We start from the raw sequence: 22,988 nt of genomic DNA, 5'->3' as shown, positions 1-22,988 counted from the left end.
AAGCCTGCACTAAGCAGGCTTTTACGAAATCATTAACTTAAAGTTTGTTGTAATGTTTGCGGATTACAAAACATTTTTCCAGCTAACCAGGTCGCCTATAATGCGTTCCAGGTCATCTGCGTTTACACGTTCCTGCTCCATCGTATCACGGTGGCGTATGGTTACGGTATTATCTTCTAATGACTGATGATCTACTGTGATACAGAAAGGTGTACCAATAGCATCCTGGCGGCGATAGCGTTTACCAATAGCATCTTTCTCCTCGTATTGCAGGTTAAAGTTTAGCTTCAGTTTGTCCATAATCTCACGAGCTTTCTCCGGCAAACCGTCTTTTTTAGTAAGCGGGAAAATTGCTGCTTTAACCGGCGCAAGGGCAGGGTGCAGGCGTAACACGGTGCGGCTATCCTGTTTCTCTTCGGTGCTTAGGTCTTCCTCTTCGTAAGCGTTTATCAGCGTAAGCAGGAACATCCTGTCTAAACCTATAGACGTCTCAATTACATAAGGGATATAGTTGCCATAAGGTTTGCCGGTTTCAGGGTCAACCTCAGGGTCAAAATACTGCATCTTCTTGCGTGAGAATTTCTCGTGCTGACTCAAGTCAAAATCTGTACGGCTATGGATACCCTCAACTTCTTTAAAGCCGAACGGAAAGTTATACTCAATATCAAAAGCGGCATCTGCATAATGTGCCAGTTTTGTGTGCTCGTGGTAACGGTATTTCTCCGGTGCAGTACCCAATGCAAGGTGCCAGTTTAAACGGGTTTGTTTCCATTTATCAAACCACTCGCGCTGTGTGCCCGGGCGAACAAAGAATTGCATCTCCATTTGCTCAAACTCGCGCATGCGGATGATGAATTGGCGTGCAATCACTTCATTACGGAAAGCCTTACCAATTTGGGCGATACCGAACGGGATTTTCATCCTGCCAGATTTTTGCACGTTCAGGTAGTTCACAAATATACCCTGGGCCGTCTCCGGGCGGAGGTAGATGGTATCAGACTCATCAGCAATGGCACCAACCTGAGTGCTGAACATCAGGTTAAACTGGCGTACATCCGTCCAGTTGGCAGTGCCGCTTACAGGGCATTTTATATTTTGTTCGATGATCAGTTCGCGCAGTCGGGGCAGGTTCTCTGCCTTAAGCGCGTTATCCATCTCAATTTGCAATTCTTCGGCTTCGCTGGTTTTGCCTTCCTCATCTAACTGGGCAATGCGGTCTTCCAGTAACTGATCCGCGCGATAGCGTTTTTTGCTGTCCTTGTTATCAATCATCGGGTCGCTGAAGCCATCAACGTGGCCGCTGGCTTTCCAGATGGTAGGGTGCATAAAAATGGCAGAGTCGATACCTACAATGTTCTCGTTCATCTGCACCATGGCTTTCCACCAGTAGGTTTTAATGTTGTTCTTTAGTTCAGAACCATTTTGGCCGTAATCGTAAACAGCGCTTAATCCATCATAGATCTCGCTGCTTTGGAAAACGAAGCCGTATTCCTTAGCGTGTGATATTACGTTTTTAAAAAGATCGTCGGTTTGCGTACTCATAATGTGGCAAAGATATATTTTAGAGGCTAATATTAAAGGTGTTAATACGGAATAAAGAGTACTGAGTGCCTTGAATAAATTAATACCTACGGCAACTTACTAAGTCTGCAAATTAAAATGGCAACAATTATCAGTCTTTACTATCTTGTTGGCATGAATAAAGTTCTCATAGCATTATTTAGCTTGTTTGTTTCTTCAACTGCCTACAGCCAGCAAAAACCAGTTACTAAATTTTACGCACCCCGCAAAATAGAGCAGACCATCGGTCAGAAATATGTTCTTTTGCCCGCTGATAGCAGTAAGATGAATTACAATTTTTACCTCCATAAATGGGTAGATGGTGAGGAATTGAAGGCTACTCCTGCCACAGATGAAGGAAAAGTTATGGTGCTTGCTAATATTGTAGAAGATACGCACGCTAAGTTTACAGCTGAATGGGGTGTTATATATTTTCAGTATTTTAAACCCGGAGATGATGGTACCATGTCGTTCTTCGCACCCGCTGCTGATTATGAAAAGGCAAAATCTTTTGTAAACAAACAGGTCTGGCTTAAATCAGATAAAAAAAAAGTTACCATAACCGGTGTTAAGCTTACACCTGATAACAACGCTCCCTTTAAGTTTACCTACAAATACGCCAATGGCAAACAAGGAATTATTGCTCTCGCCTTAAGCGGCACCAACTCAAAAAAAGACAAGGTGCAGTTGTTTGATGAGAAGTTTTCCTTTGTAACTCCATAACGAATCTGAAATCTCTTATCCCAAATCTCATATCTATCCAATAACTTTGCCCCATGAGCATACAGGTAGCCGCTTTAAGTAAAGTTTACGGAGTACAAAAGGCTGTTAACGCCATTAGCTTTGAGGCTAAAACCGGAGTGCTTGGTTTTTTAGGCCCTAATGGTGCCGGCAAAAGTACCACCATGAAAATGCTTACCGGTTACATACCGCCTACAGATGGTACTGCTACGGTAAACGGGTTCGACATTATCAAACAACCGCTCGAGGTGAAACGCAGCATCGGCTACCTGCCTGAGAGCAACCCGCTTTATACGGATATGTATGTTAAGGAGGCGCTGGACTTTATCGCCGGCATACACCAATTGCATGATGCTAATAAACGTATAGCAGAAGTGATAGAACAAACCGGACTTGGGCCTGAGCAGCATAAAAAGATAGGACAATTATCTAAAGGTTACCGCCAGAGAGTAGGGTTGGCACAAGCTATCCTGCATGACCCGCAGGTGCTTATACTCGACGAGCCAACATCCGGGCTTGATCCTAATCAGCTCATTGAGATACGACAATTGATCAGTGAGTTGGGCAGATCAAAAACGGTTATCCTTTCTACCCATATCATGCAGGAAGTTGAAGCTGTTTGCAACAACGTTATCATCATCAATAAAGGTAATATCGTAGCTAATGATACCCTTGCTAATCTGAGGGACAAAAATGCTAACGCTTCGCTCGAAAGCATTTTTATCAAGCTCACCAACGCTTAAGTAACATCCATCTAATATTACAAACCTGAACGTTGGATGCGGGGGTTAACTAAAACCAGCGATCAGCGTACAGGATATTTGCGTTTTGTCCGTAGCTGCTCAGCTCAAATAACAACTGTTAAATCTCATAAAGCCTTAAGCTATAGCGCTTAGCCCAGTACATTTTTAAAACCGGGATGTTATTTTTTTGTTATGTGGTTATTATTCACAAACAACATTAATCTTATAGCAAAAAACTCTATGAAAAAATTATTTTTTGTACTGGCTATTATTGCCGGTACGGCCTTTACGGCATCAGCACAATCAAGTTCATCAGGACATTTTAGCATCGGTTTTGATGGCGGCTTTCCGGTAGGCAGTTCAAGCGATGTTTACAGTGTGGTATTAGGCGGTAACTTGAAATATGAGCAGCCAATAGCGTCGGCAACTTACTTCACAGTTTCAGCCGGTTACAGTTCACTTAAAGTAAAAGATGTTTTCGGTGGTGGTTCATTAGGTTATGTTCCGTTGAAAGCTGGTATCAAGTATTACTTTAACGGTGCCGGTTTTTATGGTGAAGGCCAGTTAGGCGCTGCTATCAGCACTGAAAGCGGTGGCGGTACTGCGTTTGCTTACTCACCAGGCATCGGCTACACCATTGATGGCGGTTTTGATCTTGGCGTTCGGTATGAAGGATGGTCTAAGAACGGTACTTTCAGCCAAATAGGTTTCCGTGTTGGTTATAATTTCTAACAGCAAACCTTCATAAAAAATAAAGGGCTCCCAATTTGGGAGCCCTTTATTTTTAGTCTTCTTTTACTGCTGTTTTAGTATCTTCCTGGGCAGTTTTAAACTCTTTCATGCCCTGGCCAAGGCCACGCATCAATTGAGGAATTTTTTTGCCGCCAAACAGTAATAATATCGCGATGATGATCAAAATGATCTCTGGTGCACCTAAACCCATAACTTTTTATTTAATGATTATATGTAAATGTACTGATAACTTTTTAGATAAACGAAGTATCAGCTTACATGGTTTTTAAACCTCAAATTAATTACTTTCCATTTCCCTGGCAGAATCTTCTACCTTTTTCTTCAAATCTTCCTTGAATGCGATGAGGTTGCGGGTCAGGTATTCATCTGCAGTGGATAATATCTGCGCCGCTAAAATACCAGCGTTCTTGGCTGCATTTAAAGCAACTGTAGCCACCGGGATGCCATTTGGCATCTGCAGGATAGACAGGATAGAGTCCCACCCATCGATAGAGTTGCTTGATTTTACCGGGACGCCGATAACCGGCAAGTGTGTCAATGAAGCCACCATGCCCGGCAAATGCGCAGCACCACCTGCACCGGCTATGATCACCTTTATACCACGATCTGCCGCGGCACGCGCATAGCTGAACATCCTATCAGGAGTGCGGTGGGCTGATACCACGGTTATTTCGTAATCAACACCTAATTCTTTCAATACGTCGGCAGCATCCTGCATCACATGCAGGTCTGATTTGCTACCCATTATAATGGCTACTTTTGGTTCTTTCGGGTTCATAGTTTTTAGTTCATGGTTCATAGGTGATGGTCCATGGCTGTAATTAAAGTGAATTTCTTAGCGATGTAATCATCTTTACCAATACTTCGTACTCGGTATATAATGTTGCAAAGTTATCGTCCTGTATATAACCTCTGCTTTTGGCGATAAATAAGCAACTTACAACTTCTATGGCAGATCTAAGCGAATAGCTTAAAAAGGTTTTAAAAACAGGCTTAGTTTGTCCCGTTGACCCTTCTGCAATATTCAACACCACAGAATCTGCAGCTCTTTTTATTTGAGATGTTAAGATGAATATTTCATCTTTCGGAAACGTCTTAGCAAGTTCATTGATTTTTTCATTCATAAACATAGCTTTCTGCCACACCTGAAGTTCTTCAAATCTAAAAGCCATTTGCAATAGTTTGTGTTTTTTTTCTATGAACTATGAACTATGAACTATGAAACTATGAACTATGAAACTATGAACTAACTTATCACCTTCAACGTCTGCTGTACGTATCGCGCTTTCTCAATCGCTTTTTCTCTATCTGCATCAACAATGGTTACGTGGCCCATCTTGCGGAAGGGTTTTGTCAACGCCTTGCCGTAAAGGTGCACATAAACGCCTTCGCATTTTAAGATCTTTTCAATGCCTTCGTAAACTGCCGGGCCTTCGTGACCGGCTTCGCCTAAAACATTCACCATAATGGCGTTGCTCAAACAGGTTGTATCGCCTAAGGGCTGATTAAATATAGCACGCAGGTGCTGCTCAAACTGTGACACTACGTTGCCTTCAATACTTTGATGGCCGCTGTTGTGCGGGCGCGGTGCCAATTCGTTAACCAATACTTTGCCGTCTTTGGTCAGGAACATTTCAACAGCCAGTATACCTACTATCTTTAGCGTGTCGGCAATCTTTTTGGCAATATTCTCAGCTTCCTGGTGTATCTCGAACGGCAGGGTAGAGGGCTGTATTAAAAACTCAACCAGGTTGGCTTCAGGGTTAAATTCCATCTCCACCATAGGGAAGGTTTTTACCTCGCCGTTCTCGTTGCGGGCCACTATAACGGCTATCTCTTTTTCAAAATCTATCCAGCGCTCTATCAGGCTTGGTTCGGTAAAGGCTTTGGCGAGGTAACTTTCGTCTATCACCTTGTAAACGCCTTTGCCATCATAACCATCGCGTCGCAGCTTTTGAATATATGGGAAAGGGATGCTGTTATTTTTCAATTGATCAGGCGTTGCAATGATCTGAAATTCGGCAGTAGGGATGTCGTTCTCTTTAAAGAACTGTTTCTGCAGGCCCTTATCCTGTATTAACCTGATGATGCGCGATTGCGGGTAAACCATTACGCCTTCGCGTTCCAGTTGTTCCAGTGCATCAACATTCACCTTCTCTATTTCGATGGTAAGCAGGTCAACCTTTTTACCGAAGTTGTAAACGGTTTCGTAATCGCTTAATGATCCTACAACAAACTCGCTGCACAGCCTGCGGCAAGGTGCCTCGCGGTCGGGGTCGAGTACCTTAACGGTAACGTTGTAGTTGATGGATTGCTGTATAAGCATGCGTCCCAACTGGCCGCCGCCTAAAATTCCTAATCTTAAATCGCCGTAAAATGCTTTCATAAGTTAAGCGGCAAATTTAACCTAAATCTTTTAAAAGCAGACACTAAAACTAATTATGCGCTTAAAAAACGGCTTAAAAAGCATACCTTTGCAGCGTTTTTACTCCACATACACACTACTATGAGCACAAAGATCGCTGTAGCTAAAGGTGACGGTATCGGGCCGGAAATTATGGCCGCCGTCCTTCGCATTTTCGAAGCCGCTAATGTTCCTCTCGAGTACGAATACGTTGAAATGGGGAAATCTTATTTTGACGCAGGGCACTCTACCGGGATGACACCTGCCGCAAAAGAAACCATTGAACGTTTAGGCCTGCTATTTAAGGGGCCAATGGAAACCCCAAAAGGCAAAGGCGTTAAAAGTATAAACGTTACTGCCCGCAAGGTTTGGAATACCTACGCCAATCAGCGCGATTTCCGCTCGCTAAATGGTGTTGATACCGTTTTTTCAAAAGCCGGTATCCCTATCAATTTAACTATCGTTCGCGAAAATATTGAAGATACTTACGGTGGTATAGAGCACTTGCTTACCAACGACGTAGCAGTTGGCCGCCGTATCATTACCCGCCCGGGCAGCGCCCAGGTTATCCGTTATGCTTTTGAAATGGCCCGCCGTAAAGGTTATACCAAACTGGCTTGCGGCCACAAGGCTAACATTATGAAACTTACCGATGGTATGTTCCTGGAGACCTTTTACGAAATTGCTAAGGAGTTTCCGGATATTGAGTCATCAGACATTATTGTTGATGACCTTTGTATGAAGCTGGTATCGCGCCCGGAGATTTTTCAGGCAATTGTGTTAACTAACCTGCAAGGCGATATCGTATCAGACCTTTGTGCCGGTTTAGTTGGTGGTTTAGGTTTTGCGCCGTCTGCCAATATTGGTGATAACATTTCCATTTTTGAAGCAGTGCACGGCACCGCACCTGATATCCAGGGTAAGGGCATCGCTAACCCAACTGCATTATTGTTATCGGGTATCCTGATGCTGCGTTATTTGGGATACACCACTGCTGCTGCTGCTATTGAAAACTCATTGCTTTACACGCTTGAGCAGGGCATACATACCGGTGATTTTGGCGACAAATCAACTCCGTCTGCAAATACCGAAGCTTTTGCTGATGCCGTTATCGCTAACCTTGGCCAGGTGCCTGTTAAAGGTGCCGTTGTTGCCCAGCCCGATATGGAGGTGAAAGCTAACCACGATCATCCTACAAAAAATAAGCTTACCGTTGTTAAAAAAGACAGCAAGGAAGAAATTGTTGGTGTAGACGTATTTGTTGAATCGAACAAACAACCTAACGAGCTTGCCGAAATAGCGCAGAAAAAACTGAACGAGAATACCCAACTTGTAATGATATCAAACCGTGGAACACAGGTTTGGCCGACAGGCTCTATCTACACCGAGCTGGTAAACGAATACCGTATCCGCGTTGAGAAAAAAGATGGTGGAGAGATCTCACAAAAAGAGATCCTTCACATCGCCGGCGAACTATCTGAAGATTTTAAGATCTGTTCGGTTGAGTTCCTGATGAAATTTGACGGAAAAATTGGTTATACCCTGGCGCAGGGACAATAACCTTCGGTTAAGTCAAAAGTTAAAATTCAAAATCAAAAAGGGCCTGTCTGGTTTCAGATGGGCCTTTTGTTTTCATCAAACATCCAATTGCGGCTTCAAAAGCATAGGTTCTACCGTTGGGCGATTGATGTAACGCAGTATTAAAACCAACAGAACCAACGCGCCGCATGTGGCACCAATAACCGGCGCACCAACGTACGTCATGGCCCAGCCGGAGATGTAGGCGCCCATTACATCGCAGAAATTTACCAGCGCCATGTAGGCCGTAAACTGCGAACCTTCAACTTTGTCGCGGCATAAGGCCATTAGCACAGGCATTGCAGCTACGCTGAACATAGGGTCGGCAAAATTCCATAAGATAAGGCCCGATACACTCAGTGATTTGTGCAGCCACAAACCACCCATACAATTGAAAACGATGAGGAAAAGGCAAATGGCCAGCATCACTTTGGTCTGCAGCTTTGGCGCGCCTATTCTATCTGCCAATACACCACCGCCAAGGGTTACCAGCAGCGTAGCTAAAGTTCCCCAGCCGCCCTGCAGTACCGATACGGAGTTGTATTGCCAGTGCAGCGTATGGATGAGATGATAAGAGTATGACCTGATGAAAACGCTATTACAGGTATACACCAGTGCTATAACCCCAAACGTCCGCAAGCTTTTTGGTGTTATGATGCCGATATAAAGTTGCTTAAAAAGCCATTTTAGTTGCGGATTATTAAGTTTCTCCTTTACAACTCTTGCCTTATTACGAATGTTAAAAGCGGGGATATAGCTATCGGCCTGGTCAAGCTTGATGAGGTAGGTTATAATAGTAAATACAAGCAGCAGGCCTGACTGTGTTAACGCCGCGTAAAAGAAACCGCTGTGATAAAGTATGGTTGAGAGCCCTGCCGAGCCCAACGCAATACCCAGTAGATAACCGCCACGCATAAAGGCATTTACCCGCCCGCGCTCGCTTTCGGGCACTATAGATATAGCCATGGCATCAACACTTGCATCCTGCACGCTGGCAAAATTGCTGTGTATAAAAAATGCCAGCGAAACCATGCCCAGTTGCTTAACCGGGTCGTGTATAAAAAGCAAACTTAACGAGGCTATGAAAGCCATAAACTGGGTGAGCACTATCCATTGCTTGCGATGCCCGATAACAGAGAACTGATACCTATCTATAATTGGTCCCCATATAAACTGTATGATCCAGGGGATGCCAACAATGGCAACAAACGTTCCCACACTTTGCGATGATAGCCCTTTACCTGTTAAATAGTTAGCAACTGCAGTTAAGGCAAAGCCCGACGGGATGCCCTGCATGATATACAGGTACAAAAACGTAAAGTAACGCAGGCGAGCGCTTTCCTTTAAAACGGGTAACTTTCTTAACAAGATAATGGGTTTATAATTAGGATAATTTACAAACCTTTAAATTGTTTTACAAGGCAATTATTATTCTTAATCGGAGTTGGGGGTAGACATGCCAACTTCGTTATCATCCGGCTCATCGGGGTTTATTTTCTTTACATAGATCTCATCTACCAGGATAATGATGATAGAGAGCAGCGGTACAGCAAGTATGATCCCTAAAACACCTGATACCACACCCATTATAACCTGACTAATAATGGTTAGGGCCGGAGGGATGTTGATCATCTTTTTTTGGATAAGCGGCGTAACAATATTGCTTACGATGGTTTGCGATACCATGTAAAGCAGCGCGGTGATGATAGCTGTATTGAGATCTTTGGTAAGCGCCAGTAAAACACCAGGTATCATGGCAGCCAATGAACCAAAGTTTGGCACCAATTTTAAAAGTGCCGTAAGTAAAGCTAACACAAGGGCTACGGGGATGCCTATGATCCATAAGCCGGTGGTTATCATTACAAATATGAGCACCATAGATAGCATCATACCCTTTAACCAGCCCTTAAGCGCCTGGCTGGTGCGGTCGATCACTTTACGGGCCAAGGGTTTATTTTGCAACGGGAACAGCTTTACGATGCCATCTTTATACAACGAAGGATGTGTTGAAAAGAAGATCCCTAGGAACATGATGATATAAATATCGCCCAGCACACCGAAACTTGTGTTGAAGAAACTCTTCGCGGTCGACATCATTTTATCATTGTTATCGCCCTGCGTAAAGTATTCCAGCACTTTTGCACCTACCGGGGTTGATCCTAATTTGGCTTTAAAGTTATTGATGGTTTCGGGCAGGCTATCGCTTAAGGCTGCAACTTGCTTTTGTATAGTAGTACCCATAAACCAAAGCAGGGTAAGTAATATCAGGAATGATCCCGCAACAGAGATGGTCATACATACTTTGCGGTTCCACTTGGTGCTGCGTTCAATCATATCGCCCAGCCCGTGGAAATAAACCGAAATGAGCGATCCAGCCAATATCATCAGCAATACGTTGAAGGCCACACGGGCAATCAAAATAGCCACTACTAACAGTGCTACAATGGATACGGTATGCCACACTTTTTCGTTAAAAGTGAGCTCTTTAGTTGCGTGTGGTTTTTCGGGATGGTCTTTTGGCGGCATTATGTGCAGTTCCTTTGCTCATAATGACAATCTTTTACACTTAAAAGTTTTAAAAGAATTTTACCAATGCGGTTTAGCGCTTATCAGCCGCCTTTACTTTATTAAAGTATTGTATCAGTTTCTCAATGCTCCGCAAATTGTATTTGCCAGCCTGTATCTGTGCAACTACTTCAGGCTCATCACCCATGGCTTCGCTCATAATGTCCCTAAAGTTTTCATCGGTAAGGTGGCGCATGGTAGCCGTGTTGCCACCGTAATAATAGGTAAGTTTGGTTCTGTTGCCGCCGCCGCTATCGCCTAATGATATACCCAGGCCACCGCCATAGGCTGCACCATAAGTGCCTGCGCCAATACCTACACCCGGCGATACATGTATTTTTTTACCGCCGCCACCGCCACTGCCTGCGCCGCGGGTAGCGTATATCTTTATCTCTTCGTTAAGCGCAACGCGTACAAAATCAAACTCCTGTTTGTTCCATGTTTCGTTACCCGGCGCATGTGCTACAACAAAACTGTCTTTACCGGCAACAAAAGATTGCAGGTCACTCGTAGCAAGCGAGTAAGGCTCGGCCTTTTCACTCTCTTTAAAATTGATAAATCCCTCGCCCTGTATCGGCCCCTTGCCGCCGGGGTTAGGGTAAATAAAACCATCTGTTTTATTGCCTTTTACATCAATGAAATAGCCTGGTAACCACTTTTGCGCAAAAGCACTTTGGCCTGCCATCATAAAAACGATAGCTACTAAAACACGACTGATTTTAAATGATCTATTGTTGCTCATTGTTAACAGGAAGTTTGCCGGTGTAGTAATATTTGAGCAGGGCATCCATGTCGCCATAACGGAAAGTTTTGTCTTTAATTTTAGCTACCACCTCCGGTTTATCGGCAAGGATAGTGCTCATGGTCTCAACAAAATTTTTCTTATCAAGTTTAGTGGCGGTGTTTGGCGTTTTACCAAAATAATAGCTGGTTTTTACGCCCCGGCCAATGGCAGTGCCTACTTCTAAACCCATCCCAAAATTGCCGCCACCGCCGCCCGAGCCGATAAGCAGGGGAAAGCCTTGCTTAAATATTTTAGCAGCATAAAGGCAAACCGGCCCATCAACCTCAACCAATAAAATAGGATTGTTTTTTAGGTTGATGTTGGTTGATACCACAAAGCTATCGCGCCCCATGGTAAAGGCCTTGATCTTGAAATAGGGTATCGGGAAAATATCAGGCGAGCCGGAGTTTTTAAAAAATATCTGGTCACCATCAGGATATTGTCCCTTCATGGGTGGTGCCCATGATACCAGTCCGGTAAAAACCTCTCCGGTAGTGTGGTATACTGTGCCTTCGTCCCACTGTTGGGCAGGAGCTTGAGCATTAGCGGTAAATGAACAGATAAGAATGAAAAGAACGAATAAGATTTTGCGCATTGCGTTATTTTTGATTGTCAGCAGCTTGCGCTGCTTTTTTTTGGCTATATGCCCATTGTTGTAAAGCAACCTCCACGTCTTCCATATCACGTAAACTCTTGCTTTCAATTTCCTTGACAATTAACGGTATATTAGCTAATATCTTGCTTGTAACTTCTGTAAAATTCTTATTATCAATTTTGATTACATTATTAGGATTTTTACCATAGTAGTAAGCTTTTTTAGTGTAGTTAAAACTTGCACCTACCATAGCGGTAACTGCACCAATGCTACCTACACCGAAACCAATGCCCGGGGATGAACGTTTTTCCATAGAGCGATAGATCTTTAAAGTATCATTTGTATTTACCAACACATTTAAAAACGGCTTCCGCTTAAATATTTCGTTTTTAGATACCACAAAGCTATCAACACCGATGATAAACGATCTCAATTCGCTCGATTTGATTTTTACCATATCCGCATCCTTCTGTGTTTTGTAAAAGATTTCATCACCGTCACCGTTAAAAAGAGATTTTTGTGGTGCGGTCCACGATATAAGGCCCTGATGTTTTACGCCCTGCAGGTCATAATAAGAGCCCTCATCCCAATGTTTTCCGAATAGTTGCGCCTTGGTGCTGATTGTAATACTTAAGATACAAAGCAGGAGTAATAATTTTCGCATAATGGTTTAGATTTGAAGACCAAATATAAAATATTATCTGACATGATGAATGTTGATCTGCGCAGCGATACGGTTACCAAACCTACCCCTTTGATGCTTGAGGCCATGTGGAGCGCCAAAGTAGGCGACGATGTTTTTGGCGAAGATGAGACCGTGAACGCGCTTGAAGAAAAGGCTGCCGCGATGTTCGGGATGGAAGCTGCCATATTTTGCCCATCGGGCACCATGACCAACCAGATAGCCATTAAGTGTTTCACGCAGCCACTTGATGAACTGATAGCCGACCAAACGGCGCATGTGTACCGTTACGAGGGTGGAGGAATTGCATTTAACTCGGCAGTATCTACCAGGTTATTGAACGGTTACAGGGGCATCCTTACCACCGAAATGATAGAACCCGAAATAAATGCGGAAAATATTCACTACCCGCATACCAGTTTGGTAGTATTAGAGAATACGGTAAATAAGGGTGGGGGCGCATGTTACACCCTCAACCAGATAGCACCTATTGCTGCACTGTGTAAAGAGCGCGGATTAAAGCTACACCTGGATGGTGCCCGCGTTTTTAATGCGCTTGCCCATACCGGCGACAAGGCGGTTAACTATGGCAATTATTTTGATGGTATTTCGGTTTGTTTGTCGAAGGGCTTAGGTGCGCCGGTAGGTTCGGTACTACTTGCTGACAAGGCAACTATCAAATATGCACGACGTATCCGCAAAGTATTGGGTGGTGGAATGCGACAGGCAGGCTTTTTAGCCGCTGCAGGTATTTTTGCCCTGGATCATCATGTAGAACGCTTACACATCGACCATGCGCACGCTCGTATCCTGGCTGATGAGCTGGCCGGTTGCACCTGGGTGAGCAACATTATCCCGGTAGAAACCAATATTGTGCTGTTCGATACCATTGAACCGGCAGATGCGGTTTTAGCCAAGCTTGCTGCAAAAGGCATCAAAGCCGGAAGTACCGACAAACATCGCATCCGTTTTGTAACCCACCTGGATGTGCATGCCGACCAGGTAGAGTATGTGATATCTGTTTTGAAGAGTATTTAACTCGAAGCCTGCAGTCCGAAAAGTCTGAAGTCCGACAAGTTCGAAAGTCAAAAACTATGTCATTGCAAGGATCCCGATGAATTCGGGAGACGCGGCAATCTCATCGAGTTCATCTACAAGCGACGAGATTGCCACGCTATCGCTCTCAATGACATGATTTTATATTGACTCATAAAGTTTCTTACAAGTCAAGGCCCCCAACTTAAAACTTTCGACTTAAAAGCATGTTATCTCTAACAAATGAACCGCCTGATACAAAAGTTAGAGAAGATCGGCCGTGATCCTAAGATCACTGCCAAGGCCGTGGGTTTGCGTTACGTTTCAGACTCAACGCCCGGCTACACCCGAAAAAAATCAGGCAAGGGGTGGACCTATCTCGATGCTGAAGGCAAAACCGTTAAGGACAAGGAACTAATAAAACGTTTCAACAGCCTGGTGATACCACCAGCTTATACCGACGTGTGGATCTCGCCCTATGATAACAGTCACCTGCAATTTACCGGCACGGATGCTGCGGGGCGCAAGCAATACCGCTATCATACACATTGGAACCAGATCCGCAATCAATCTAAATATCATCGTCTGCAAACATTTGCGGCCCACCTGCCAGCAATACGCCAACAGGTAGACCATGATCTTAACCGCCGCAACCTGGATCATGAAAAGGTTGTTGCGCTGGTTGTACGCTTGATGGAGCTTACCAGCATACGCGTAGGTAACGAATCTTATAAAAAACTTTATGGCTCTTTCGGCTTAACCACTTTAATGGATAAGCATGTGAAAATAGAAGGCTCAAAAATGAAGTTTGAGTTTAGGGGCAAAAAAGGGGTGATGCACAAAATATCGCTGCAGAGCAAAAAACTTGCAAGGTTGGTAAAGCAGTGCCGTGATATACCCGGTAAAGAATTGTTTCAATACTACAATGATGACGGCTCGCGCTGCACCATCGGTTCAGGTGAAATCAACGATTACCTGAAGAAAATAACCGGCGAAGATTTTACTGCCAAAGATTTCCGTACATGGGCAGGTAGCGTAAGCGCACTTTATGCATTTAAAGAAGCGGGTGAGTTTAACACCCTAAGCGAGTGTAAAAAGAAGATCGTTAGCGTGCTTGATGAGGTAGCCATTAACCTGGGCAACACGCGTACTGTTTGTAAGAAATACTACGTGCACCCATCGGTTATCAAAAGTTATGAAGAAAAGACCATCTTCAAATACATCGATAAACTGGACGGTAACAAAGACATCCAATCATCAGAACTAAACCTGGCCGAAAAAGCCCTGCTTGATCTGCTGGAGCACGAAAAGCTGGCCGTTGCGAGTTAAGCGCTTTTCCTTTTTCCTACAATCATTTCGCGGTGTTTTACACCCCAGTCAGATAGCATATTGATGATGTCGCGCAGGCTTAAACCATAATTGGTAAGGCTGTACTCAACCGTTATAGGTTGCGTGTTAAGCACTTCCCTTGTGATGAGTTTATTTGCCTCGAGCTCTTTCAGCTCTTTACTTAACATCTTATTGGAGATGCCTTCAACATCATTTAAAATATCAGAGAACCTGCGTTTATTAAAATAGCAGATAGAAGATATGATGGAGATCTTCCACTTGCCATTCAATACATCCATAGCATCATGAACGGCACGGATATTCTTTTGGCCCTGGATAGGGCAGCAGGATATTACTGTTGCTTCTTTGGTGATTGCTTCGTTAGTCATAAGTTACTTGGTTACTCAAATGTTACTGTTACTTTTGGTTACAAAGTAACTAAAATAAATTCAATAACCATATGTTTGCAGTGTTAATTTAAAATTTACTAAAATGAATTTCGCAAACAAAAATGTAGTAATAACCGGCGGAACCACAGGAATAGGTTTTGCCACCGCAAAAGCATTTATAAACGCAGGCGCCAACGTTTGGATCACCGGCCGCAAAGCTGATAACCTGGAAAAGGCAGCAGCAGAAATAAACAGCCCCAATTTAAAAACGGTATTGTCAGATACTTCAAAAGTAGCTGATATTACTGTGCTGGAGCAGGCTTTTGCACAAAGCGGCCAAAAATTAGATGTGCTTTTCCTGAACGCAGGCGTAGCCAACTTTGCGCCGATTGAACAAGCCACAGAAGATCAATTTGATTACCAGTTTAACACCAACGTTAAAGGCCCATACTTTACGCTGCAAAAATTTATTCCGCATTTAAAGGATGGTGCTTCTGTAGTGTTCACATCATCGGTAGTTGCAACGGCATCTAACATTGGTACCAGTATCTATTCTTCAACCAAAGGCGCTTTGAACAAAGTGGCGCAAATTGCTGCTAACGAATTAGCCGAAAGAAAGATCCGTGTGAACATCGTTAGCCCTGGCCCTATACAAACACCAGGTTTAGAAGGTGTACTACCGGAAGAGGCTAAAGCCCACATTGCGACCCTAACCGCACTGCAAAGATTAGGCACTGCTGATGAAATAGCGAACACAGTGTTGTTCCTTTCATCTGATGCAGCAAGCTTTATCAGCGGCACAGAGATAGTGGCTGATGGCGGCTACCTTTCTTATGGCTTAAAGTAAACAAAGCCTTCCTCTAACAAAAAATGGGCACCCTTGCGGCGCCCATTTTTGTTACTATTAACTAAACTTACTATTAATTTTTACCTTTCTTGGTAGTAATATAAACGATGCCGTTCTTCGCTTTTTCGCCATATTTCTCTATCGCTTCTGAAGAGTTACCGCGTGATATGCTCATGCTGTCAATATCATAAGCCGATAGTTTTTTCATTTCCTTTTCGCTGGCAACTTTATCATCTATCACAATTACCTTATCTGATATTTTATCAAAACTATTACGGAGGGTGATAGTTGCCGGATAATTTTGCACACCAACGGCTCCTTGCAAGCCAAAAGTTGATGGTTTATCATTCAATATAAGGACATCGCTTGTTTTTGCAGTACCCTCCGCCTTGTATTTAGCGCTATCTAACCTTATCATTATCGTATTTTTTGCAGGTTTCCCATCGATAATGACCTGATCTCCTTTATTAGCTAATGTGGCGCTTCCTGCCTGCGTGATAACAATATTAGAAACCACACCTTTTGTTGGTGGCATCCTGGCGATAAGTTCTTTTTCTTTATCAGTTAATTTTGCGGGGTCTTTAGCAACGCCATTGATAGTAATTCTAGTGATGGGATTTTCGATCGCCGAATTTTTCATCACTGCTTTGCCTTCTTCGGAGTCTTTTGTGATGATAGATACGGTCTGCGCTTCTGCTTTAGCCGCATCACCTTTCATAATCGTTACACCCGCTATTTTATTAGGATCAAGTTTAGCCATTTCTTCTTTGCTTATCCTTTTACCATCTACCACAATTCTCATTGAATCGAGGCTGTGCTCTTTATCCATTTTAATTACAAATGCTGCTTTTTTTACCGTATCGCTTTTCATCAGGTAAACCTGCGTTACTTTACGATTGCCTGTGTCACGTTTAGTAACAAACTTTTTGGCAGGCACTGTATCAGTAAAAGTGATCCCCGCATCTTTCGCAGCCTCTTTTATAGCAGTCGTCATCGGTTTAATGGCATTGGTCAGCTTTATGGTTAGCGGTTTAGCTACGTCAGCTTTTGATATGGTAAATACCAGCAGCGAGCAAACCACCACGGGTATTACAAATGCATAACGGGTAAGGTTAGCTTTAGAAGATCTTTTTGCGTTCATCATAATTATGCGTTTTTTAATGGTTGATAGATTAAAGTGGTTCACAATGCCGGGCGTGGTATTATTAAAGCTTACGTTCACCAGGCTGTACTGATAGCGTTTGCTGTCTGCACCATCATTCAATACTTTGCGGTCGGTTATAAATTCAATGTTTTCGCGTACTGCCTTTTTCATCAGCCATATGCCGGGGTTAAACCAGTAGAATACACAGCTTATTTCGGCCAGTAAAATGTCCATCGTATGCCAGCCGTTAACGTGTATCTGCTCGTGCTGCAAAATGGCATCAAGGTCCTGGCCGGAGTGATTGGCCGGGTTGATGTAAATGCTTTTCCAGAACGAAAAGGGGGCAGCTTCGCCGCTGATCACTCTTACATCGTGGTTGTTTATTCGCTGCGGTATTGAATTGCGGTAAAGCATGTACAGCGAAAAAAGCTGCATAATAAACCGTATACCTAAAATAACTACGCCGACCCAAAACAGCACGGTAGCCCATTGCCAGTAATCAGGCTTATCAAGAATTTCCCGGGCAGGCATTTGCCAGTTATAAATTACCACCTGCACAGGTTTTGCTAATTTGCTGTGGCGTTCTGCAAATGCTGTAAGATCAATGTATGGATAAACCGAAGCAAATATGATGGCGGCTACCAGGTACGCACGGTTAAGTGAATAAAAGGTTAGCGGGCGCAATACCAAATAATAACCGGCGCAAAACAAAATCAGCGCAACGTTAACCTTAAACAGAAATATTATTAAAGCAGGCATGGCGGTTTATTTTTTTGGTTTTTCAATCAGGTTGATTATCTCCTGCAGGTCGCTGGCACTTATTTTTTTATCCTTAGCGAAAAAGGTAACCAGGTCTTTATATGAGTTTTTAAAGTAATCGCTTACAAAGCCATTCATAAAGCGCTTTTTATATTCTTCCTCTGCAATGGCAGGCGAGTAGCGGTAAGAGTTACCCAATTTTTCGCCGGTTACAAAGCCTTTACGCTCCAGGTTTTTTACGGTGGATGCTAATGTTGTGTATGGCGGACGGGGATCATTAATGTGCTCTAAAAAATCTTTTATAAAGCCTTTGCCAATTTGCCAGATCGCCTGCATCGCTTCTTCTTCCTGGGGAGATAATTTTTCCATTTCTACGAGTTTTTCGTAAATATACGACCACTTCGTAATAATGCAAATCTTTTTAACAATATTTAACAAAGGGTTTTTAGGTAACTGCCTTATTTATGCGGTAGTTATGTTTGCCTATGTAAGCGAAACACTTATATTTGGTTACTAATTAATTTGATTAAAAATGCCTTTTATTACCACTGTTATCACCGGCGCCACATCAGGTATAGGCCGCGAAACTGCTCTTGCACTGGCAAAAAAAGACCACGCTATTTACATGCTGGTACGCAACCTCGAAAAAGGTGAAGAGGTAAAGAATGAAATTATTTCAGCATCAAAAAATAAAAACATTTACGTAGTTGAATGCGATCTGGCAAATTTAGAGAGCGTACGCAATGCTGCTGATGTTTTACGCAGCAGTTTGCTGGGAATTAATATATTGATCAACAACGCCGGCGGTATCTTCGGTACACGTGAGGAAAGTGCCGATGGCCACGAGATGACCTTCGCCGTAAACCACCTTGGGCATTTTCTGTTGGTACAATGTTTAATGCCTTTGTTAGAACGGGGGCAGGCACGTATCATCAACGTAAGTTCAGAAGCCCATCGGTACACAGATGTGAAGTTTAATGATCTGGAATGGCGCAGCCGCCCTTACTCACCCTGGAAGGCCTACGGTAACGCAAAACTTTTTAACATATACTTCACCCGCTCTTTAGCTACCAAATATGGCACTAAGGGCATCAGTTCTTTTGCTTTGCACCCCGGCCTGGTTAACACCTCATTTGGTGTTGGTATAAGCGGTTTTGGTAAATTTTTGCTGTGGCTTGCAAGGCCGTTCATGATCAATGCCGAAACAGGTGCTTTAACCACTATCTACCTGGCAACAGCCCAGCGCATCGATTCAAAAAGCGGGCAGTATTTTAAAGACAGCCGACCGGTAAATCCATCTGCAAAAGCTGTAGATGAAAAGGGCAGGCAACAACTATGGGACATCAGCATGGAAATGGTTGGCACGCATTTGGTTTAAGTTGTAAAAAGATTGTCACACTATTGTCAGTGTGATTTTAATGATTAAATTAGACGTTTAAACCCACAACCATGAATTTGAACAAAAAACTGCTTGCTGTAATTGGCCTTTCATCAGGCGTATTGTTTATGGCAATGTCTCCTGCAACCCAAAAAGCCGACGAGCCAAAATTTAAAAATCTTAAGGTACTGCCAAAAAATATCACCGGCGAGGAAATGCACAAAACCATGGAAGAGTGGGAGCATGCCTTAGGCGCACGTTGCAGTTTTTGCCATGAGCGTAATGAGGAGACCAAAAAGATGGACTTTGCCAGCGATGCCAAGCCCGAAAAGCAAATGGCGCGCGAGATGTATAAAATGACGCAGGCCATCAACAAAAAATATTTCCACTCAAAAAAAGATAGTACAGGTATGGTGGTAGAGAGCAATGTAAATTGCTACAGTTGCCACCGTGGTGTTTCGCACCCGGAGATCATCAGGGCATCAGAACTGCCACGGGCACAACGCCCCGAAGGCCAAGCACCGACAGGAACACCTCCGCCGCCGCCACCAACGCCACCTGCGGGCGCACCAGCAAGTGGAAAATAAATAAAAGCATAAACCGGGCACCTGCATTTGCAGGTGCTTTTTTATTAATATCACAGTTAAAATATCATGAAAAAAGTAACAGGTATCGGCGGCATCTTTTTTAAATGCCGCGACCCAAAATTGATGAACGAATGGTATGCCCAAAACCTGGGCCTGCCAGTAGAGCAGTACGGCACCATGTTTAAATGGCGCGATGCCGATGATCATGAAAAGGAAGGCACAACGGTATGGTCGCCGTTTAAGGATGATACGAAATACTTTGAGCCATCAAAGAAAGATTTTATGATCAACTACCGGGTAGAGAACCTGGAAGCGTTGGTTGAGCAATTGAAGAAAGATGGCGTTACTGTGGTTGACGAGATAGCTTCTTATGATTACGGCAAGTTTGTACACATCCTTGACCCAGAAGGCAACGCCATTGAACTTTGGGAAGATCTGGGTTGATAGGAATATTGACTCACCCGGCCTACGCTACGCTCGACCACCCTCTCAGCTGCAAGCAGCAAAGAGGGTAAGAAGTGAATTTTTTTTATACCCTCTTTACGCTTGCGTAGAGAGGGTCGACAAGCGAAGCAATGTCGGGGTGAGTCAACTAAGCTTGTCTACGCTACGCTCGACCACCCTCTCTGCTGCAAGCAGCAAAGAGGGTAAGAAGTGAGATTTTTTTTACCCTCTTTACGCTTGCGTAGAGAGGGTCGATAATCCGCCAACTGGCGGATATGTCGGGGTGAGTTGACTGAGTGATAACACCCGTCTACCGGAAAGAATTGACTGATACCTGATCCTTTATATGCTCTGCGCGATAACAAACCCGCTTGCCCATGCCCATTGAAAATTGTAGCCGCCCAGCCAGCCGGTAACGTCAACGCATTCCCCGCCAAAGAAAAGGCCGGGGATTTTTTTTGCCTCAAGCGTTTTTGATGATAGCTCGTCGGTATCAACGCCGCCAGTCATTACCTCGGCTTTGTCGTATCCCTTGCTTCCTGCCGGTTTAACCTTAAACTCGTGTATCAAATTGCTGATGCTTTCCATGTCGGTTTTTGATAGCGAAGCCAGGTTTTTGTTTACCGGTAAATGCCCGCTTAAGGCATCAGCAAATTTTTTTGTGAACAGCCCTGCCAGGTAATTCAGCAAGGTTTTTTTGCCGTTCTGCTCGCGTTCGGTCGTAATTAGTTCGGCAATGTCTTGGCCGGGCAGCATATCAACGTATATCAACTCGCCCGGTTTCCAGTAGGATGATATTTGCAGGATAGCAGGCCCGCTTAGGCCCCAATGGGTAAACAGGATGTTTTCCTCAAAACTTGCCCTATCGTTCCAAACCCGGCAAAATATACTGTTACCGGATAGTTGCTCATACCAGGGCTGGTCTTTGCCGGTTATAGTGAGCGGTACCAGTGCAGGGGAGGTTGTTGTAACCCTCATGCCAAAACTTCGCGCTACGCGCAATCCAAAATCAGATGCGCCTAATTTCTGGATAGGCAGCCCGCCGCTGGCAATAACCACTTTAGTGGCGAATAATGTTTCCTGCCTATTGTAATGCAAAGTATCTACCTCAAAACCTTCTGATGTTTGGCGTACTGCTACAACCTCGGTATTGCACTGTATCTGCTGGTCAAGGTCGTTACATAAACTGGTAAACATTTCAACAATATCTTTAGCCTTATTGGTAGCAGGGAATAATTGACCTAATGTTTTTTCCTTACCCTCAATGCCATAGGTTTCAAAAAATGAAATGGTATCGTCAACCGTCCATTGTGCAAGCGCAGATCTGCTGAAATGCTCGTTCTGCGAGATGAATTGTTTATGCGTGGTGTGCAAGTTGGTATAATTGCATCTGCCGCCACCGCTAATGAGGATCTTCGCACCTACGCGGTCGTTCTTTTCAAGTACCAGTGTGCGTTTGCCCAAAAAGCCGGCCTGCACAGCACACATCAATCCGCAAGCGCCGCCGCCAATTATTATAGCATCAAAATGGGTTTGTTTTGTTAAATTTGCCGTCATGGGTGGTGTTGCGCAAATATCAGAATTTGGAAAGATACTTATCTTTTTAATTACAGGTACCGTTGCCATAGGTGGTTTATTTTTTGTAAACCGCTTATTAGCGCCGCGTAACCCCAACACCGAGAAGCTAAGTACCTATGAATGTGGCGAGGAGCCGACCGGTAATGCCTGGCTGCCATTCAATTCCCGCTTTTATGTTATTGCCCTGGTTTTCCTGTTGTTTGATGTAGAGATGGTGTTTGTTTTCCCGTGGGCAACCGTTTTTGGGGATAAGCAACTGATTGCTGCCGACAGCCGCTGGGGATGGATCTCGCTTACAGAGATGTTTATCTTCCTGGGCATTTTGATACTTGGCCTGGCTTACGTGTGGGTTAAAGGCGACCTTAACTGGATAAAACCGAAACTAAACGTTCCGCGCAGTACAACAAAAATACCGCGTAATTTATACGAGCAGGTTAATGCGCTGCAAGGCCAGTTCACGGTACGTGATTTTAATGCTGAGCTTGTGCCTGTCACTGCATCAGAGCCTAAACCGGCAGCCGCCACGGCAACTGCTGAGCCACGCAAACCTATGTTTAAACCAACTTTTAAAAAGCCGGCCAATGATGCCTGATACCACAAGCGAGAACGGTGGCATAATGGTCACTAAACTGGATGACCTGCTCAATTGGGCAAGGCTATCATCGTTATGGCCCATGAGTTTTGGTATTGCCTGCTGCGCCATAGAAATGATGGGGGCCATGGCATCAACCTATGACCTTGACCGGTTTGGGGTATTTCCGAGGCCATCAGCACGGCAATCAGATGTTATCATTATTGCCGGTACGGTTACTTTTAAAATGGCCGAGCGTATCAAACGCTTATACGAGCAAATGCCCGATCCGAAGTATGTGATATCGATGGGATCATGCTCTAACTGCGGCGGCCCATACTGGCAGCACGGTTACCATGTGGTAAAAGGCGTAGATAAGGTGATCCCCGTGGATGTTTACGTACAAGGCTGCCCGCCCCGCCCCGAGGCACTTATCGGCGCCATACTGGAGCTGCAGAAGAAGATTCAGAAAGAACATATTGTAGCCGGCCCTGCGGCAATTTAAATTTACTGACATTTTCT

The 22,988-nt window shown here is 44.1% G+C and carries 26 protein-coding genes; 12 read left to right on the top strand and 14 right to left on the bottom strand.

All coding sequences use genetic code 11. From position 1 onward, the window contains the following. Window positions 1–63: 63 nt before the first annotated feature. The gene (locus tag FPZ42_RS08455) at window positions 64–1,542 is read right to left on the bottom strand and encodes a glycine--tRNA ligase (protein WP_146270303.1); all 1,479 of its coding nucleotides are present in this window, start codon (window positions 1,540–1,542) and stop codon (window positions 64–66) included. A gap of 117 nt (window positions 1,543–1,659) precedes the next feature. Here FPZ42_RS08455 and FPZ42_RS08450 point away from each other — a divergent pair, with 117 nt between their 5' ends. The 3 genes from FPZ42_RS08450 (at window position 1,660) to FPZ42_RS08440 (ending at window position 3,776) form a co-directional block, all read left to right on the top strand. Beyond that, window positions 1,660–2,283: a hypothetical protein gene (locus tag FPZ42_RS08450; RefSeq protein ID WP_146270301.1), complete on the top strand. Its 624-nt coding sequence runs from the start codon at window positions 1,660–1,662 to the stop codon at window positions 2,281–2,283. Window positions 2,284–2,336: 53 nt separating this feature from the next. Further along, a complete protein-coding gene (locus FPZ42_RS08445) occupies window positions 2,337–3,044 on the top strand; it encodes an ATP-binding cassette domain-containing protein (protein WP_146270300.1) in 708 nt (235 codons plus the stop codon). A gap of 240 nt (window positions 3,045–3,284) precedes the next feature. Further along, the gene (locus FPZ42_RS08440) at window positions 3,285–3,776 is read left to right on the top strand and encodes a hypothetical protein (protein WP_146270298.1); all 492 of its coding nucleotides are present in this window, start codon (window positions 3,285–3,287) and stop codon (window positions 3,774–3,776) included. A 52-nt stretch (window positions 3,777–3,828) separates the two neighbouring features. Here the strand turns inward: FPZ42_RS08440 and FPZ42_RS08435 are convergent, their stop codons facing one another. The 4 genes from FPZ42_RS08435 to FPZ42_RS08420 form a co-directional block, all read right to left on the bottom strand. Then, entirely contained in the window at window positions 3,829–3,987 is a 159-nt protein-coding gene (locus FPZ42_RS08435) for a Sec-independent protein translocase subunit TatA/TatB (protein WP_146270296.1), read from the bottom strand. A gap of 87 nt (window positions 3,988–4,074) precedes the next feature. After that, entirely contained in the window at window positions 4,075–4,575 is a 501-nt protein-coding gene (gene purE / locus FPZ42_RS08430) for a 5-(carboxyamino)imidazole ribonucleotide mutase (protein WP_146270294.1), read from the bottom strand. Between the two features lie 43 nt (window positions 4,576–4,618). Continuing rightward, window positions 4,619–4,969 (bottom strand): four helix bundle protein, encoded by a 351-nt coding sequence (locus FPZ42_RS08425; protein ID WP_146270292.1) that lies wholly within the window; start codon window positions 4,967–4,969, stop codon window positions 4,619–4,621. A 74-nt stretch (window positions 4,970–5,043) separates the two neighbouring features. Further along, window positions 5,044–6,183 (bottom strand): 5-(carboxyamino)imidazole ribonucleotide synthase, encoded by a 1,140-nt coding sequence (locus FPZ42_RS08420; protein WP_146270290.1) that lies wholly within the window; start codon window positions 6,181–6,183, stop codon window positions 5,044–5,046. A 120-nt stretch (window positions 6,184–6,303) separates the two neighbouring features. Between FPZ42_RS08420 and FPZ42_RS08415 the strand changes: the two genes are divergently transcribed. Continuing rightward, window positions 6,304–7,761 carry an NADP-dependent isocitrate dehydrogenase gene (locus FPZ42_RS08415; RefSeq protein WP_146270288.1) on the top strand — a complete coding sequence of 486 codons (1,458 nt, stop codon included), beginning with the start codon at window positions 6,304–6,306 and terminating at the stop codon, window positions 7,759–7,761. A 75-nt stretch (window positions 7,762–7,836) separates the two neighbouring features. On the opposite strand, the gene FPZ42_RS08410 is transcribed toward FPZ42_RS08415, so the two are convergent. The 5 genes from FPZ42_RS08410 to FPZ42_RS08390 all read right to left on the bottom strand — a co-directional run bounded on the left by FPZ42_RS08410 (window position 7,837) and on the right by FPZ42_RS08390 (window position 12,387). After that, window positions 7,837–9,147, bottom strand: coding sequence for an MFS transporter (locus tag FPZ42_RS08410; protein ID WP_146270286.1), 1,311 nt, complete (start codon window positions 9,145–9,147; stop codon window positions 7,837–7,839). 66 nt (window positions 9,148–9,213) lie between these two features. Continuing rightward, entirely contained in the window at window positions 9,214–10,305 is a 1,092-nt protein-coding gene (locus tag FPZ42_RS08405) for an AI-2E family transporter (RefSeq protein WP_146270284.1), read from the bottom strand. 73 nt (window positions 10,306–10,378) lie between these two features. Further along, window positions 10,379–11,086 (bottom strand): hypothetical protein, encoded by a 708-nt coding sequence (locus FPZ42_RS08400; protein WP_146270282.1) that lies wholly within the window; start codon window positions 11,084–11,086, stop codon window positions 10,379–10,381. Then, entirely contained in the window at window positions 11,073–11,723 is a 651-nt protein-coding gene (locus FPZ42_RS08395; protein WP_146270280.1) for a hypothetical protein, read from the bottom strand. The genes FPZ42_RS08400 and FPZ42_RS08395 overlap by 14 nt, the downstream gene beginning before the upstream one ends. A 4-nt stretch (window positions 11,724–11,727) precedes the next feature. Further along, window positions 11,728–12,387 carry a hypothetical protein gene (locus FPZ42_RS08390; RefSeq protein ID WP_146270278.1) on the bottom strand — a complete coding sequence of 220 codons (660 nt, stop codon included), beginning with the start codon at window positions 12,385–12,387 and terminating at the stop codon, window positions 11,728–11,730. A 12-nt stretch (window positions 12,388–12,399) separates the two neighbouring features. Here FPZ42_RS08390 and FPZ42_RS08385 point away from each other — a divergent pair, with 12 nt between their 5' ends. Beyond that, the gene (locus FPZ42_RS08385) at window positions 12,400–13,443 is read left to right on the top strand and encodes a threonine aldolase family protein (RefSeq protein ID WP_315898391.1); all 1,044 of its coding nucleotides are present in this window, start codon (window positions 12,400–12,402) and stop codon (window positions 13,441–13,443) included. 240 nt (window positions 13,444–13,683) lie between these two features. Next, entirely contained in the window at window positions 13,684–14,769 is a 1,086-nt protein-coding gene (locus FPZ42_RS08380; RefSeq protein ID WP_146270276.1) for a DNA topoisomerase IB, read from the top strand. Here FPZ42_RS08380 and FPZ42_RS08375 read toward each other — a convergent pair. Beyond that, a complete protein-coding gene (locus FPZ42_RS08375) occupies window positions 14,766–15,158 on the bottom strand; it encodes a winged helix-turn-helix transcriptional regulator (RefSeq protein ID WP_146270274.1) in 393 nt (130 codons plus the stop codon). The genes FPZ42_RS08380 and FPZ42_RS08375 overlap by 4 nt on opposite strands. A gap of 103 nt (window positions 15,159–15,261) precedes the next feature. Between FPZ42_RS08375 and FPZ42_RS08370 the strand changes: the two genes are divergently transcribed. Next, window positions 15,262–16,005 (top strand): SDR family oxidoreductase, encoded by a 744-nt coding sequence (locus tag FPZ42_RS08370; protein WP_146270272.1) that lies wholly within the window; start codon window positions 15,262–15,264, stop codon window positions 16,003–16,005. Between the two features lie 73 nt (window positions 16,006–16,078). Here the strand turns inward: FPZ42_RS08370 and FPZ42_RS08365 are convergent, their stop codons facing one another. Together FPZ42_RS08365 and FPZ42_RS08360 are read right to left on the bottom strand one after the other, a co-directional pair. Further along, on the bottom strand, window positions 16,079–17,908 hold the full coding sequence (locus FPZ42_RS08365; RefSeq protein ID WP_146270270.1) for a M56 family metallopeptidase: 1,830 nt from the start codon (window positions 17,906–17,908) through the stop codon (window positions 16,079–16,081). Window positions 17,909–17,914: 6 nt separating this feature from the next. Continuing rightward, window positions 17,915–18,277, bottom strand: a complete 363-nt coding sequence (locus FPZ42_RS08360; protein ID WP_146270268.1) for a BlaI/MecI/CopY family transcriptional regulator — start codon at window positions 18,275–18,277, stop codon at window positions 17,915–17,917. A gap of 163 nt (window positions 18,278–18,440) precedes the next feature. Here FPZ42_RS08360 and FPZ42_RS08355 point away from each other — a divergent pair, with 163 nt between their 5' ends. The 3 genes from FPZ42_RS08355 to FPZ42_RS08345 all read left to right on the top strand — a co-directional run bounded on the left by FPZ42_RS08355 (window position 18,441) and on the right by FPZ42_RS08345 (window position 20,317). Beyond that, window positions 18,441–19,286: an SDR family oxidoreductase gene (locus tag FPZ42_RS08355; RefSeq protein ID WP_146270266.1), complete on the top strand. Its 846-nt coding sequence runs from the start codon at window positions 18,441–18,443 to the stop codon at window positions 19,284–19,286. Between the two features lie 71 nt (window positions 19,287–19,357). Next, entirely contained in the window at window positions 19,358–19,873 is a 516-nt protein-coding gene (locus tag FPZ42_RS08350) for a c-type cytochrome (RefSeq protein WP_146270264.1), read from the top strand. A 66-nt stretch (window positions 19,874–19,939) separates the two neighbouring features. Beyond that, on the top strand, window positions 19,940–20,317 hold the full coding sequence (locus FPZ42_RS08345) for a VOC family protein (protein WP_146270262.1): 378 nt from the start codon (window positions 19,940–19,942) through the stop codon (window positions 20,315–20,317). 342 nt (window positions 20,318–20,659) lie between these two features. On the opposite strand, the gene FPZ42_RS08340 is transcribed toward FPZ42_RS08345, so the two are convergent. Continuing rightward, entirely contained in the window at window positions 20,660–21,874 is a 1,215-nt protein-coding gene (locus FPZ42_RS08340; RefSeq protein WP_146270260.1) for a BaiN/RdsA family NAD(P)/FAD-dependent oxidoreductase, read from the bottom strand. On the opposite strand from FPZ42_RS08340, the gene FPZ42_RS08335 reads away from it, so the two are divergent. Continuing rightward, window positions 21,873–22,487, top strand: a complete 615-nt coding sequence (locus FPZ42_RS08335) for an NADH-quinone oxidoreductase subunit A (protein WP_146270258.1) — start codon at window positions 21,873–21,875, stop codon at window positions 22,485–22,487. The two genes, FPZ42_RS08340 and FPZ42_RS08335, sit on opposite strands and share 2 nt — an antisense overlap. Next, window positions 22,477–22,971 (top strand): NADH-quinone oxidoreductase subunit B, encoded by a 495-nt coding sequence (locus FPZ42_RS08330; protein WP_146270256.1) that lies wholly within the window; start codon window positions 22,477–22,479, stop codon window positions 22,969–22,971. The genes FPZ42_RS08335 and FPZ42_RS08330 overlap by 11 nt, the downstream gene beginning before the upstream one ends. Window positions 22,972–22,988 lie beyond the last annotated feature (17 nt).

The organism is Mucilaginibacter achroorhodeus, from assembly GCF_007846095.1.
GTDB classification, from domain to species: Bacteria; Bacteroidota; Bacteroidia; order Sphingobacteriales; family Sphingobacteriaceae; genus Mucilaginibacter; species Mucilaginibacter achroorhodeus.
Note: the sequence above shows the minus strand (reverse complement) of the source record. Positions and strands in the feature narration are given on the sequence as shown.

Coding starts and splice junctions, on each gene's coding strand:
- FPZ42_RS08425 (WP_146270292.1), bottom strand. CDS start 4,969: ATGGCTTTTAGATTTGAAGAACTTCAGGTGTGGCAGAAAGCTATGTTT.
- FPZ42_RS08390 (WP_146270278.1), bottom strand. CDS start 12,387: ATGCGAAAATTATTACTCCTGCTTTGTATCTTAAGTATTACAATCAGC.
- FPZ42_RS08370 (WP_146270272.1), top strand. CDS start 15,262: ATGAATTTCGCAAACAAAAATGTAGTAATAACCGGCGGAACCACAGGA.
- FPZ42_RS08450 (WP_146270301.1), top strand. CDS start 1,660: ATGGCAACAATTATCAGTCTTTACTATCTTGTTGGCATGAATAAAGTT.
- FPZ42_RS08350 (WP_146270264.1), top strand. CDS start 19,358: ATGAATTTGAACAAAAAACTGCTTGCTGTAATTGGCCTTTCATCAGGC.
- FPZ42_RS08380 (WP_146270276.1), top strand. CDS start 13,684: ATGAACCGCCTGATACAAAAGTTAGAGAAGATCGGCCGTGATCCTAAG.
- FPZ42_RS08355 (WP_146270266.1), top strand. CDS start 18,441: ATGCCTTTTATTACCACTGTTATCACCGGCGCCACATCAGGTATAGGC.
- FPZ42_RS08440 (WP_146270298.1), top strand. CDS start 3,285: ATGAAAAAATTATTTTTTGTACTGGCTATTATTGCCGGTACGGCCTTT.
- FPZ42_RS08455 (WP_146270303.1), bottom strand. CDS start 1,542: ATGAGTACGCAAACCGACGATCTTTTTAAAAACGTAATATCACACGCT.
- FPZ42_RS08405 (WP_146270284.1), bottom strand. CDS start 10,305: ATGCCGCCAAAAGACCATCCCGAAAAACCACACGCAACTAAAGAGCTC.
- FPZ42_RS08365 (WP_146270270.1), bottom strand. CDS start 17,908: ATGCCTGCTTTAATAATATTTCTGTTTAAGGTTAACGTTGCGCTGATT.
- FPZ42_RS08340 (WP_146270260.1), bottom strand. CDS start 21,874: ATGACGGCAAATTTAACAAAACAAACCCATTTTGATGCTATAATAATT.
- FPZ42_RS08435 (WP_146270296.1), bottom strand. CDS start 3,987: ATGGGTTTAGGTGCACCAGAGATCATTTTGATCATCATCGCGATATTA.
- FPZ42_RS08330 (WP_146270256.1), top strand. CDS start 22,477: ATGATGCCTGATACCACAAGCGAGAACGGTGGCATAATGGTCACTAAA.
- FPZ42_RS08335 (WP_146270258.1), top strand. CDS start 21,873: ATGGGTGGTGTTGCGCAAATATCAGAATTTGGAAAGATACTTATCTTT.
- FPZ42_RS08415 (WP_146270288.1), top strand. CDS start 6,304: ATGAGCACAAAGATCGCTGTAGCTAAAGGTGACGGTATCGGGCCGGAA.
- FPZ42_RS08400 (WP_146270282.1), bottom strand. CDS start 11,086: ATGAGCAACAATAGATCATTTAAAATCAGTCGTGTTTTAGTAGCTATC.
- FPZ42_RS08395 (WP_146270280.1), bottom strand. CDS start 11,723: ATGCGCAAAATCTTATTCGTTCTTTTCATTCTTATCTGTTCATTTACC.
- FPZ42_RS08420 (WP_146270290.1), bottom strand. CDS start 6,183: ATGAAAGCATTTTACGGCGATTTAAGATTAGGAATTTTAGGCGGCGGC.
- FPZ42_RS08375 (WP_146270274.1), bottom strand. CDS start 15,158: ATGACTAACGAAGCAATCACCAAAGAAGCAACAGTAATATCCTGCTGC.
- FPZ42_RS08345 (WP_146270262.1), top strand. CDS start 19,940: ATGAAAAAAGTAACAGGTATCGGCGGCATCTTTTTTAAATGCCGCGAC.
- FPZ42_RS08445 (WP_146270300.1), top strand. CDS start 2,337: ATGAGCATACAGGTAGCCGCTTTAAGTAAAGTTTACGGAGTACAAAAG.
- FPZ42_RS08360 (WP_146270268.1), bottom strand. CDS start 18,277: ATGGAAAAATTATCTCCCCAGGAAGAAGAAGCGATGCAGGCGATCTGG.
- purE (WP_146270294.1), bottom strand. CDS start 4,575: ATGAACCCGAAAGAACCAAAAGTAGCCATTATAATGGGTAGCAAATCA.